Below are 13,010 nucleotides of genomic sequence, written 5' to 3' on the forward strand. Positions count from 1 at the left end.
GTGTCGGGGCGGCGTTCATGGAAACAGCCCTTTATTCGCCTCATAAGCCGCGTTGGCGCTCGCGATTTCCGCATTGCGCGTCGTCGGCGACCAGCCGCCGCCAAGCGCCTGATAAAGGCTCGTGGCCGACTGAAAATAGGCGAGACGCGCAAGCGCGAGCAGATCCTGCGCCTCGAAAAGCGTCGTCTGCGTCGTCGACAGCGTGATGATGTCGATCGTGCCTTCCAGGAGACGCATCTCCGCCGCCGTAAGCGCGCGCTGCGCCGCGGATGCTGCGACTGCTTGCAGCCTCACCTGCCGTTCGGTCTCCTTCATTGCGATCAGGGCGTTTTCGACATCGGCCAACGCGGTCAGAATCTGCTTGCGATAGAGAGCGGCGAATTCGGCGTAGCGGCCTTTTTGCAGGTCGTATTGGCCCTGCAGAAAAAATCCGTCGAAAATCGGCTGCGTGAGACTGCCGGCGATCTGCCAGGCGATCGCCTCGGGACGCCCCAGATTTCGCAGCAAGGCGCTTTGAAGGCCATACTGTCCCGTGATCTGGATCGACGGGAAGAAGGCCGCCCGCGCCTGCAGAACGGAGAACTCCTGCGACGCAAGCTGCGCTTCGGCAAAAGCGACGTCGGGGCGGCGGAGAAGCACTTCAGAAGGCAAGCCCGGCGCGACGCGCGGATAGGTCAATCGCGTCAGCGACCCGCCCTGCACATTGACGCTCTCGGGCGTCCTTCCGATCAGAACCGCGAGCTGATTGCGCGTCTGGCGCACCGTCTGCTCCAGCGGCGGGATCGTAGCGCGCTCCCGCGCGACCACGGATTCCTGCTGGGCCGTGTCCAGCACGCTCGCCGTGCCAGCCTGAAAGCGCGCCTGGATCGCGCGGTTGACACGCTCGGCGATGGCGACGTTGTTGCGCGCGATCTGCAGACGGTCCTGCGCCGCGAGAAGCTGGAAATAGGCGTTGATGATGGAGGAGACGGTCGAGATCTCGACCGTGTCCCGATCGAAGCGGCTGGCGTTCGCCAGGATGCGCGCCGTATAGGACGCGTCCTCGTTCTTGCCCCAGAAGTCGATCTCGTAGCTTGCATTGAGGCCAAGCTGGAAGAAGCCGAAATGTCGGGAGGAAAAGCCCGAGGCGCCGCCGGGCTGGACGCTGTTCGTCGCCGGATTGAAGCCGGTGCTCGCGGAACCGATATTCGTGGTGGTTCCCGGCACGCGCGTCGTGCGGACGATGTCCTGCATGGACACGTTCGGCCAAAGCGCCGCGCTCGAGACGCGCGCCTGCGCATCGGCTTGCGTGATGCGCGCGACCGCGGCCGCGATGTCGAGATTGTCGCCGACCGAATCCTCGACGAGCCGGGTCAACTCCTTCGAACCGAACTTGACCGCAAAGTCCGGTCCTCGGCCGATGGGCGTCGAAGAGAGCAGTTTGCTTTCCCGGAATTTCTCCGGCGGCGGAATCGCGAGGTCCGGTTTATCCCAGGTGAGATCGCAGCCGGCCAAGGAAATAAAGCCAAACAACGGCAGCATGGCCGAGACGCCGCTACGTACGTAATTGGGCTTAGCCAATCCTGCCTCCGATAGACGGCCGAGCTTATATTAAAGCCGGACTGTCTTCTATTGAGTATTTTTACTTATTACAGCTTGGCTATTCCGCCACTTGTTTTCTATTTCCATTCTCACGTCACTACTGACAATGCAATACGAATTATTTAATCTTGACTTTATTGCGCAGGAAAGCCCTTCACGAACCGAGCGTCTCGAGTTCGATTTCCGCGTCTGAGACGCCCTGGGCCGCCGCGCGGCTCAGCCATTCGCGCGCCTCTCCCAGATCGCGCTCTCCGCCGACGCCCGCCATGAGGTACCGGCCGAGCATCAGCTGCGCCTGCCCGTGATTGAGTTGGGCGGCGGCGCGGAACCAGCGTCGCGCCATCGCGCGATCGGGTGGCTCGCCATGGCCGCCGCTGTAAAGCGCGGCCATTCCGAACATCGCGCCGCTATGTCCGCGCAGCGCCGCCTGCTCGAAAAGCGCTTTCGCTCCTGGAATGTCGACGTCGCCGCCAAGCCCCTTGATCAACAGTTCCGCAAGCGCCACCTGCGCCTCCGCGAGACCGGCCGTCGCCGCCTTCGTGATCCATTTGCGCGCGGCGGCGAAATCGCTGCCCATGCCGCGCCCTTCGGCGAGCATGAGACCATAGGCGTATTGCGCTTCAGGCACGCCTTCCGCCGCCCGGCGGAACCACAGCGCGGCGATCCGGTCGTCGCGCGCAAGCCCGACGCCCTTGGCGAAACAGATGCCGAGATTGAAGGCCGCGACGAGATCGCCGGACGCGGCGGCTTTCTCGAACCATGCCGGAATCGTTTCGGCCTCGCTCGCGGGGCCCTCGCCTTCGAGAACGAGATTGGCGAGTTCGATCTGGGCGCCCTGATCGCCGGCTTCTGCGGAGATCTTCAGCCATTTGGCCGCTTCGTCATGGTCGCGCGTCACGCCTGCGCCGACGAGATAGAGCGAACCGAGGGCGCGCGCGGCGCCCTTGTGACCGCCTTCGGCGGCCATGCGATACCAGCGGGCGCCCTCGACGTAATTTGGCGGCAGGCGGCCATTGCCGAGGCAAAGATTGCCGACGAGAAACGCGGCCTCGGCTTCGCCGCCGAGCCCAGCGCGCCGCAGCCAGGTCTCGGCCAGCACCGTGTCTTGCGCGACCACGCGGCCCTCCAGCAAGGCGAGACCCAACCAGTATTGCGCAGCGGCGACGCCCTTCTCGGCGGCGCTTCGATACAGCCGCCACGCCTCGTCGGAATCGAACGGTCCGCCGAGACCGCGCTCGTGCAGCGCTGCGAGGAGATAGATCGCGGTCGGCAGTTCGGCGGCGGCGGCGGCGCCCAAATGTTCCCTGACCACCGACCAATCTTCGTCGCCCGACGCGTCGCGCATGAGGGACAGAGCGTAGCCGAGATTCCCCTCGGGGCAGCCGGCCTCCGCAGACGCGCGATACCAGCGTCGCGCTTCCGTCATATTGCGAATCGGCTCCGGGGCGTTGGTGAGAACGTAAGCGAGCAACGCTTGCCCCTTCGCGCAACCGGCGGCGGCCGCGCGTTGCGCCCAGCTCAAGGCGGTTTCGTAATCGGGTTCGGCGGGCGCCTCGTCTTCGTCGAAGAAATCGTCGAGCTGCACGCCGTCGGCCGTCGCCAATTGCGCTTGGATGAGGCCGTTCAGGCAGAGCGCCGCCAGCAGTGATTGCGCTTCGACGAAGCCCCGCGACGCCGCGCGGGTCAGCCACCACGCGCCGTTCGCCCTGCTGCGCGGAACGCCCGCCCCTTCGAGATAGGATCGCGCGACCTGATATTCGGCCTCGGCGATACCCGCTTTGGCGGCTGCGGTGAACAACGGAAAGGACTGCAGATGCCTGCCCTTTTCGCTCAGTCTAAGGCCGCGCCGCAACGCGGCCTTTGGCGACACGGCGCCGACGAAATGATCAAGAAGCGTCATGGCGACAAAGCCCCATCGGAAGGTTGCGGATCACGTTTTACGGCTCGCGCATTCCCTCTTGCGCAACGGGCAGGACGAGGCCCGCGAGATATTGCAGGACGGTCCGCTTCCCCACCTTGATGTCGGCGGTGACGGGCATGCCCGGCATGACGTGAAAATCCGGCGGCACGCCATGCAACGCGACCTTTTCGATCTCGATGCGGCTGCGATAGAAGTGCTGTTGTTCGGACGACGACGGCAGCGGCGACGCGCCTGTGGGATTTCGCGCCTCCGTTTGCTGCGTGAAGCTGTCCGGACTGACGAACTGCACGTTGCCTTCCGCCACGCCGAACCGCGAGAAGGGGAAGGTGTCGAACTTGATGATCACCGGATCATGAGCATGCACATAGCCGCTGTCGCGTCCTGAGATATTGGTCTCGACCTCGAGTTTCGCGCTGACGGGCACGAGCGTGATGAGGCGTTCGCCGGACTGGAGGACCGAGCCGACGGAAACCTTTTCGACCGATTGCACGACGGCGTCGACGTCGCTGCGCAGATCGGTGAGCTGACTGCGCAGCTTCGCCTTGTTGTGCTCTTCGCGCGCATTGCTCGCGCGGCTCCGCGCCTCGGACAATTTCTGGGAGATTTCCGCCTGCCAGCCGCGCGTGAACGAGTCACGCTCGGCCGTGAGCGCGGCCTGCTCGCGCCGCGCGCCGTCGGCCGTCTGCAACGCGTTCGCGAGCGAGCGCTCCATTTCAGCCCGGTTGTCGGTCGCCATCCATGTTTCCATGCGGCTTCCATATTTCATCGCTTCGAGCTTCCTGCGCGCCTGCTCGATATTCTGCGCCACGCCGAGCCGCTGCCGGTATCCCGCGGCGTCCGCCTCGGAGCGAGCCACGACGGCTCCGGCTTCCGCGATCTTCTGCTTATAGTGCTCGAGCTTCGCGACGAACTCCGCCCGGCGGTGACTGTAGATTCCCGCCTGGAGCGCCCATCGCGGATCGAAGCCCGAATATTTGAACGGCTTCTCGTCCGCTTCCGCCTCGAGGCGCGCGACCTCGGCCTCGCCGCTCGCGACCTGCGCCGCCAGCGCCTTCGCGTCGGAGGCGGCGAATGTCGGATCGAGCCGCGCGAGCACGTCTCCCGCTTTGACGGTCTGCCCCTCATGCACCTTGATCGCCCGCACGATCGAGGTCTCCAGAGGCTGCACGACAACGGTCGACGTATGCGACACGACGACCCCGCGCGTGCTCACGACCTGATCTACCGGAATGACCGCCATCGCCCCGACGCCGGCGGCCACCATGCTGGCCACGATCCAGACGATGTTACGCGCGAGCGGCGGCGTCTCCGCATTGACGATGGCGGCTGACGGCCAGTGGAAGTCAAGCGGGATCGCAGACACGTCTTCCGGATCCGCGCGACGCAGAAGAGAGAGTTCTTTGCCCATGACGAAATCACCGTTTCAATGCACGCGCCCGTAGCGCCTGCCGCTAAAGTCAAACATTGGGAACCGGCGCCACGGCGAGATGCCTTGTATGCGGCTTCTCCATATGGCGATGCTGCTGCATCCAGAGCTGGCGATAGATCGCGCAGCGCTCCAGCAGCTCGTGATGCGCGCCGATGTCGGCTACGCCGCCCGCGTCCATCACGAGGATGCGATTGCATTGCGTCAGCGACGACAATCGATGCGTGACGATGATCATCGTGCGGCGCTGCGCGATCCGCAGGAGATTGTCGTTCACGGCGGCTTCGCTTTCCGGGTCCAGCGCGCTTGTCGCCTCGTCGAGGATGAGAAGCCGCGGGTCGTGGATCAGCGCGCGGGCGATGGCGAGGCGCTGGCATTGGCCGCCGGAAAGATTGGGCGAGCCTTCCTCGATATAGGTCTCGTAGCCAGCCGGCATGCGCTCGATGAACTCTTCCGCTCCCGCAAGACGCGCCGCGCGCACTGCGTCCGAGAATGTCAGGCCCGGCCGGCCAGCGATGATGTTGTCCCTGATCGAGCCGCGGAAAAGGAAATTGCTCTGCAGCACGACGCCGAAGCCCTGGCGCAGATGCCGCAGATCGATGTCGCGCAGGTCGTAGCCGTCGATCTTGACGAAGCCGTTGTAGTCGCGATTCAGCCCCTGCAGGAGGCGCGTGATCGTCGACTTGCCCGATCCGCTTCGTCCGACGACGCCGAGCATCGTTCCTTCCGGCACGGAAAAGCTCACGCGGTCGAGCGCGGGCGTCTTGCTGCCGGGATAGGTGAAACTCACGCCGTCGAAATGGATGGCGCCTCGCAATTTGGGACGAAGCCCCTTCACGCTCGCGCTCGTTTCCAAAGGACGGTTCAGAACGCTGCCGGCCTCGCCGATTGCGGCGTTGATCTCCTCATGTTCCTCGACGAGACGCGCAAGCCCCACGAGCGGCTGGGCGACGCGACCGCTGAGCATCATGAAGGCGAAGAGACTTCCGACGAGATAGCCGGAGGGATCGTTCATCGCCATATAGGCGCCGATCAGCATCACGCCGAGCGTCATGAGGCGCTCGATGGGCAGCACCAGAGTCTCCGGCCAGTTGGCGACCCGCGCGAATTCGAGCCGATGTTTGCCGGCCTCGGCGATGCGTTCGTCCCAAATCGCCTTGCGTTGCGGCTCCAGAGCCAGAGCCTTCACCGTCTTGATGCCGACGATCGTTTCGCCGAGGGCCGCGGCCTTCCAGCTCTCCGCCGCGGCGACGCGGCTGTAGAGCGTGCGCAACGGGCCGAGATAGGCGAAGATGATCAGGCTGATCGCCGCCGCGCAGCCGATGACGAAGCAGGCGAGGACGGCGTTGATATAAAAGAGAAAGGGCAGAAGGATACAGAGCGTGATGAGATCGAGGAAAGTCGCGAAGAGCTTTCCGGTCAGGAATTCGCGCACGCGATAGACCTGGCTGATCTGGTACATCATCTCGCCGGCGGGGTGGCGCTCGAAATAGTCGAGCGGCAGGCGTAGCAGCCGGTTGAAGATGTGCAGATTGAGCTTGGCGTCGAGTCGCGCGCCGATCACCGCCGTAATCGAGCGACGCGCATAGCCGAGCAACGTCTCGTACAGCACCGAGATCGCCATCAGCGTCGACAGCAGAATGAGCGTCGACAGGCTGTGGAACTGCAGCACCTTGTTCACTGTCGCCATGACGAGGAGCGGCGGGAAGACGGTCAGGATGCTGATCGTGATCGAGGCGAAGGCGATATCCCGCAACGACGCGCGCTCCTGCAGAACGAGATCCACGAGCCAGCGCAGATTGAACATCGCGTCGCTCTCGGATTCGCCCCTCGCCTTGCGCAGAAGGATCGCCTCGCCGCTCCATCCCGCCGACAGCCGCAATTCGTCGACCGCCACGGGATCGGCGCCCGGAGGCGAGGCCGGGTCTTTCAGATACGCCACTCGCTGCTCGGGATTCGTTCCGGTCAGCATCGCCGCGCCGCCGTCCTTCAACAGCAGCACGATTGGGCCTGCGTCGTGCAGCCGCATGAGATTGCGCCAGCGCAGCCGCGTCGCGCGCGCCCACATGCCCGCGTTCCTCGCCCAGAGCGCGAGAGCCTCCGCGGATGGCGGCGCGTCGTCGGCTTCCTTCACCAGCTCCTTGATGTCGAGCTCGCCGCCGTAATATTTCGCGACCTGAAGAAGCGCCGCAATGCGCGGATGGCGCGTGCGCGCGTCGGCCTCGTCTCTCTCGCCAGCGGGATCGAGGTCCTCCGGTTGCGTTTCCACGAGCGCGAGATTGCGAAAGAAGGTGAAGGCGTGGGCGTGCGCGTCGTCATGCGTCTCGGCTCCCCCCGCTCGCGCATGCCTCCTGATCGCCGCGGCCTCGACCTGGTTGATCGCCTCTTCGAGCGCCAAAGTCTCGCGCGTCGCCGCGTCCTCCTCCAACGACTTGCATTCTTCCAGCAGGGCGGCGCGGGCGCGGGCGTAGAGCACGCCTCTTGTCTCCGCCGTATTGCTCTCGAGACTTGCGACGGCTTGTGCAATCAACGGAAAATAGCCATTCATGATCGTTCCCCGGTCGCGATTAAGTGCGCGTTGCGATGTGGCGGCTTGGCGCCGTTCTTCTCAGCTCACGCCGAAGGCGTTTCGAAGCTGCGCCGGCAAACGTCCAGGAGCGCCGGTCTCCCTGCAGCTCTTTTCCCAAAGCGTCAGATATTCTTCGAGCGGCACGCCTGTCCGAGACGCCCAGCGGTTCGCGGCGCCAAGGTCGCAGACCAGCTTTTTGTCGCGATCGAACAGCGCGATGATTTCGAGCACGGCGAGGCCTTTGGGCGCAGCGAGCCCGCTTTCGAGAACCTTGCGATCGTTATGAAACCAGGCGGCCGCGTCCGCGGCCCGCTCTTTCGCGGCCTCGGCCCGATACATTTCGAGGAGTTTCTTGCGGTAATCCGCGATCGCCGCGCCGAAGGCCTCGTCGCCCTCGAAAGGCGGGCGTTCCGCCCAATTGCGCGCGAGCATGCCAAGTCCGCGTATCGAGAAGGCTTCGACGAGCGCTTCCTCCAGCCATTGCGAAGGAGGCCGTGGCCGCGCAGTCGCCTCCCAGCTGTTGCAAAGCACGTGGCCGAGCTCGTGACCCAGTTGATAGGCGAGCTTGCACCAGTCGCGCGGACCGACATCCAGGATGATCCAGGCGGCTTCGGGCTGATCCCCGTGAAGCCAGATGGCTGGCGAGCCTTGCTGATGATTGTCGACGATGATGCGGTCGGGCTGGCGATCGGAAACGAGTTGGACGCCTGTCAGACAGATTTCCCTGACGCGCGCGGCGACGCGGGCGGCGACTTCGGGAGAAGCTTCCGGCCACGAGCCCTTCATCTCTATCGGCGCCCGCGAAAGCGAGCCGTTTCGATTTGCGGTCATGTCGGCGAGAACGCGTCCCGGGCATAGGCCGAGCGCGGCTGCGAGTTTGAAGAAGGTCCGCCGATCCATTTGGGGCTCCGAGCCTGTTTTCCAGCGGTGCAGAAAAAGAGTGGGCGCCGGCTTCGAAAAGCCGGCGCCCTTTTTCGCCTTAGTGCTTAGGCGGCTTCGACGAGTCGTTCGCCATCAGATCCTTCAGATCCGGCTTGCGACCATCGAGGTGCCCAAGCGCCGCGCCGAGAGGCGTGGTCGGCGGTTGCTGCTGGCCGGAGCCATTGCTCGCGCCGGTCGGACCGACACTCGCCAACGGATCGGTGGCCGTCAGATCCGGGGCCGAGCTGTAGCCAGCCGCCCCCTTCTTCAAGGCGTCGCCGCTGGCGGCGTCGCCCTGGTTCGCTCCGTAGCCCTTCGGACCGCCGAACCGCGCGCTCAATCCCGTCGGAAGCAGGAACTTCGTCTGGGCGGAGTCGGCGCTCGGGAAGAGCCGATCCCCATTGAACCTCGCAGTGTAGCGATCGGCCGGTCCGCCGGAGCTGTCGGATCCGGTCGCGCCCGGTTGACCGTAGCCGGTATGGCCATGGCCGCCAGTCGCGCCGCCCGAGCCGCCGGTAGCGCCGGTGTAGCCGCCGGTGTGACCCGTGTGGCCATGGCGCCCGGTGTGGCCATGGTGGTGGCCGGTATGGCCATGTCCACCCGTGGCTCCCGTTGCGTCTGCGGCTCCTGTCGCGCCGGTGGCGGCCCTGGCTCCGGTGGCATCCGTTGCTCCGGTGGCGCCGGTGGCTCCAGTCGCTCCGGTGGCTCCGGTCGCTCCAGTCGTTCCCGTAGCTCCGGTGGCGCCGGTGGCTCCGGTCGCTCCAGTGGCTCCAGTCGCTCCAGTGGCTCCCGTCGCTCCCGTCGCTCCCGTAGCTCCGGTTGCGCCCGTAGCTCCCGTCGCTCCGGTCGCTCCGGTTGCGCCCGTCGCGCCAGTGGCGCCAGTCGCTCCGGTGGCACCCGTGGCGCCGGTCGCTCCAGTCGCTCCAGTCGCGCCGGTGGCTCCGGTGGCACCCGTGGCTCCCGTTGCCCCAGTCGCTCCGGTGGCTCCGGTCGCTCCAGTCGCTCCCGTTGCGCCAGTGGCTCCCGTTGCCCCAGTCGCTCCGGTTGCCCCCGTCGCTCCAGTGGCTCCGGTTGCGCCAGTCGCTCCCGTCGCTCCGGTGGCTCCAGTCGCTCCAGTGGCTCCCGTAGCTCCGGTGGCTCCAGTCGCTCCAGTCGCTCCGGTTGCGCCAGTCGCTCCAGTCGCGCCGGTGGCTCCGGTGGCACCCGTGGCTCCGGTCGCTCCAGTCGCTCCAGTCGCTCCGGTTGCGCCCGTTGCGCCAGTCGCTCCCGTCGCTCCGGTGGCTCCCGTTGCGCCCGTCGCTCCAGTGGCTCCAGTGGCCCCCGTCGCTCCAGTGGCTCCGGTTGCGCCAGTGGCTCCCGTGGCACCCGTGGCTCCCGTTGCCCCAGTCGCTCCGGTGGCGCCGGTCGCTCCAGTCGCTCCAGTCGCGCCAGTCGCTCCCGTTGCGCCAGTCGCTCCAGTGGCTCCGGTTGCGCCAGTGGCTCCCGTCGCTCCGGTGGCTCCCGTCGCGCCAGTCGCTCCCGTGGCTCCAGTCGCTCCCGTTGCGCCCGTCGCTCCAGTGGCTCCGGTTGCGCCAGTGGCTCCCGTCGCTCCGGTGGCGCCAGTCGCCCCAGTCGCTCCCGTGGCTCCAGTGGCTCCGGTTGCGCCAGTAGCTCCCGTCGCTCCGGTGGCGCCCGTTGCTCCAGTCGCGCCGGTGGCTCCCGTCGCTCCAGTCGCTCCAGTCGCGCCGGTGGCTCCAGTCGCTCCCGTAGCTCCCGTAGCTCCCGTAGCTCCCGTGGCTCCAGTCGCTCCAGTCGCTCCGGTGGCTCCCGTCGCGCCAGTGGCTCCGGTTGCGCCAGTAGCTCCCGTCGCTCCGGTGGCTCCGGTGGCTCCAGTCGCTCCGGTTGCGCCCGTCGCGCCAGTGGCGCCAGTCGCTCCGGTGGCACCCGTGGCGCCGGTCGCTCCAGTCGCTCCAGTCGCGCCGGTGGCTCCGGTGGCACCCGTGGCTCCCGTTGCCCCAGTCGCTCCGGTGGCTCCGGTCGCTCCAGTCGCTCCCGTTGCGCCAGTGGCTCCCGTTGCCCCAGTCGCTCCGGTTGCCCCCGTCGCTCCAGTGGCTCCGGTTGCGCCAGTCGCTCCCGTCGCTCCGGTTGCGCCCGTCGCTCCAGTCGCGCCGGTGGCTCCGGTGGCACCCGTGGCTCCGGTCGCTCCAGTCGCTCCAGTCGCGCCGGTGGCTCCAGTCGCTCCGGTGGCTCCCGTCGCGCCAGTGGCTCCAGTCGCTCCGGTGGCTCCCGTCGCGCCAGTGGCTCCAGTCGCTCCGGTTGCTCCCGTAGCTCCGGTCGCTCCAGTCGCTCCGGTTGCGCCCGTCGCTCCGGTGGCGCCGGTCGCGCCAGTCGCTCCCGTTGCGCCAGTCGCGCCCGTGGCTCCGGTCTCACCAGTTGCGCCGGTGGCTCCCGTCGCTCCAGTCGCTCCAGTCGCTCCCGTGGCTCCCGTAGCTCCCGTAGCTCCCGTTGCGCCAGTCGCTCCCGTAGCTCCCGTTGCGCCAGTCGCTCCCGTGGCTCCGGTCGCTCCAGTCGCTCCGGTTGCTCCGGTCTCACCGGTCGCTCCAGTTGCTCCGGTCGCTCCAGTGTCGCCCGTCGCCCCAGTCGCGCCCGTGGCTCCAGTCTCACCAGTTGCGCCGGTGGCTCCCGTCGCTCCGGTTGCGCCGGTCTCACCGGTCGCTCCAGTTGCTCCGGTCGCTCCAGTGTCGCCCGTCGCCCCAGTCGCGCCCGTGGCTCCAGTCTCACCAGTTGCGCCGGTGGCTCCCGTCGCTCCGGTTGCGCCGGTCTCACCGGTCGCTCCAGTTGCTCCGGTCGCTCCAGTGTCGCCCGTCGCCCCAGTCGCGCCCGTGGCTCCGGTCTCACCAGTTGCGCCGGTGGCTCCCGTCGCTCCGGTTGCGCCGGTCTCACCGGTCGCTCCAGTTGCTCCCGTCGCTCCGGTGGCGCCGGTCGCTCCAGTCGCTCCCGTGGCTCCGGTGTCGCCGGTGGCGCCTGTCGCTCCGGTCTCGCCGGTGGCGCCGGTCAATCCGGTCGCGCCCGTGGCTCCGGTCGCTCCTGTGTCGCCCGTCGCTCCGGTCGCCCCCGTGGCTCCGGTCTCACCAGTCGCGCCGGTCAAACCGGTCGCGCCCGTGGCTCCCGTCGCTCCTGTGTCGCCCGTCGCTCCGGTCGCCCCCGTGGCCCCGGTCTCACCAGTTGCGCCGGTCAAACCGGTCGCGCCCGTGGCTCCCGTCGCTCCTGTGTCGCCCGTCGCTCCGGTCGCCCCCGTGGCTCCGGTCTCACCAGTCGCGCCGGTCAAACCGGTCGCTCCGGTTGCTCCCGTCGCTCCGGTGTCGCCCGTCGCCCCAGTCGCTCCCGTGGCTCCGGTCTCACCAGTCGCGCCGGTCAAACCGGTCGCTCCGGTTGCTCCCGTCGCTCCGGTGTCGCCCGTCGCCCCAGTCGCTCCCGTGGCTCCGGTCTCACCAGTCGCGCCGGTCAAACCGGTCGCGCCCGTGGCTCCGGTCGCCCCCGTGGCGCCCGTTGCGCCCGGATCGCCTGTCGCGCCGGTCGCCCCCGTGGCTCCCGTTGCGCCAGTGTCGCCCGTTGCGCCCGTTGCGCCCGTCGCGCCAGTATCGCCCGTTGCGCCTGTAGCTCCGGTCACGCCCGTTGCGCCGGTCGCGCCTGTGTCGCCGGTTGGGCCGGTTGGACCTGCCGGGCCGGTCGCGCCGGTTGCTCCAATGGCCGACACGTTGAGGGTGTCGGCCGTTAGGGCGTGATTATCGTTCCCGTATACGACGATGCCGGACTCCGTCGGCGTGTCGCCATTCAACGCCGCCAGGTGCGTGTAATCGGAAGTCGACAGCGCCGGATCTCCGTCAGCGCCGGCGTCGACCACGCTGTCGGGGATGAAAACGATCGTGTTGAAAAAATTGTCGTTGTTGTTGACGCCGCCATTTTCAGTGAGGGGGAACCCACTCGCTGAAACCGCCGACCCCAGCAAATAGTACAAACCGGTGTCAGCGTTGTAGTAATATAAAAATACTTGTCCTCCCGGGTTAGCGTAATTTTGTGTTCCCTGGTTTGTGATGTTGACAAGTTCGCCCATTTTCAGCCTCCCTCATCAACGCCGCAAAAAGAAAAATCCGGATGCTCCGGATTTTTTGCCGTCCGGACGCGCCGACACTGCACTTGCGCCGCACGGAACGACTGTGACGTTCGGGAGCGGCTCCTCTTTCTTGAGGTCGTCGGTCACGAGAATGTCGCGGACGGAGCACCCGGCCGGCGCCGGGAACGTCACCCGGAATTCGCCTGGCTGGATGCCGGGGAGGCGCGCGGCCTGCTCTGCAGGAACGAGCGGAGCCGTGCTGAGAAGAACGCGCCCCTCTTTCGCGGCTTGATCTCTGCGCCAGACATAAACTGTCGTTGCGCCTTCGTTGGGGTCTACCCCAGAAACGCTCAAGTAATTCGGAACCATGTTCGGTTCTCCTGTACGAGGACATGCGTCGCCGGCCGCGGCCCCCAAGGAGCCGACGCAGCAACGGTTAGAAATTTGTTTTTATTTATTTTTATGGAGGACCGCGCCGCCCTGGCAGAGAGCAACTCGC

At 66.7% G+C, this 13,010-nt stretch carries 7 protein-coding genes; 1 reads left to right on the forward strand and 6 read right to left on the reverse strand.

All coding sequences use genetic code 11. The annotated features are described in order from the left end of the window. Positions 1-15: 15 nt before the first annotated feature. The 6 genes from ACPFMJ_RS07950 to ACPFMJ_RS07975 all read right to left on the reverse strand — a co-directional run bounded on the left by ACPFMJ_RS07950 (position 16) and on the right by ACPFMJ_RS07975 (position 8,758). Positions 16-1,560 carry an efflux transporter outer membrane subunit gene (locus ACPFMJ_RS07950; RefSeq protein ID WP_424363275.1) on the reverse strand — a complete coding sequence of 515 codons (1,545 nt, stop codon included), beginning with the start codon at positions 1,558-1,560 and terminating at the stop codon, positions 16-18. 175 nt (positions 1,561-1,735) lie between these two features. Then, on the reverse strand, positions 1,736-3,481 hold the full coding sequence (locus ACPFMJ_RS07955; protein ID WP_424363276.1) for a tetratricopeptide repeat protein: 1,746 nt from the start codon (positions 3,479-3,481) through the stop codon (positions 1,736-1,738). A gap of 37 nt (positions 3,482-3,518) precedes the next feature. Next, positions 3,519-4,910 carry an HlyD family type I secretion periplasmic adaptor subunit gene (locus ACPFMJ_RS07960; RefSeq protein ID WP_424363277.1) on the reverse strand — a complete coding sequence of 464 codons (1,392 nt, stop codon included), beginning with the start codon at positions 4,908-4,910 and terminating at the stop codon, positions 3,519-3,521. Between the two features lie 49 nt (positions 4,911-4,959). Further along, complete coding sequence (locus ACPFMJ_RS07965) at positions 4,960-7,476, reverse strand: peptidase domain-containing ABC transporter (RefSeq protein ID WP_424363278.1); 2,517 nt, start codon at positions 7,474-7,476, stop codon at positions 4,960-4,962. A gap of 60 nt (positions 7,477-7,536) precedes the next feature. After that, positions 7,537-8,397, reverse strand: coding sequence for a hypothetical protein (locus ACPFMJ_RS07970; protein ID WP_424363279.1), 861 nt, complete (start codon positions 8,395-8,397; stop codon positions 7,537-7,539). Between the two features lie 79 nt (positions 8,398-8,476). Then, positions 8,477-8,758, reverse strand: coding sequence for a hypothetical protein (locus tag ACPFMJ_RS07975; protein ID WP_424363280.1), 282 nt, complete (start codon positions 8,756-8,758; stop codon positions 8,477-8,479). Positions 8,759-11,396: 2,638 nt separating this feature from the next. Here ACPFMJ_RS07975 and ACPFMJ_RS07980 point away from each other — a divergent pair. Continuing rightward, the gene (locus tag ACPFMJ_RS07980; RefSeq protein ID WP_424363281.1) at positions 11,397-12,182 is read left to right on the forward strand and encodes a hypothetical protein; all 786 of its coding nucleotides are present in this window, start codon (positions 11,397-11,399) and stop codon (positions 12,180-12,182) included. Positions 12,183-13,010: the final 828 nt, after the last annotated feature.

The organism is Methylocystis parvus (assembly GCF_049675845.1).
GTDB lineage: Bacteria > Pseudomonadota > Alphaproteobacteria > Rhizobiales > Beijerinckiaceae > Methylocystis > Methylocystis parvus_A.

Coding starts and splice junctions, on each gene's coding strand:
- ACPFMJ_RS07955 (WP_424363276.1), bottom strand. CDS start 3,481: ATGACGCTTCTTGATCATTTCGTCGGCGCCGTGTCGCCAAAGGCCGCG.
- ACPFMJ_RS07960 (WP_424363277.1), bottom strand. CDS start 4,910: ATGGGCAAAGAACTCTCTCTTCTGCGTCGCGCGGATCCGGAAGACGTG.
- ACPFMJ_RS07965 (WP_424363278.1), bottom strand. CDS start 7,476: ATGAATGGCTATTTTCCGTTGATTGCACAAGCCGTCGCAAGTCTCGAG.
- ACPFMJ_RS07970 (WP_424363279.1), bottom strand. CDS start 8,397: ATGGATCGGCGGACCTTCTTCAAACTCGCAGCCGCGCTCGGCCTATGC.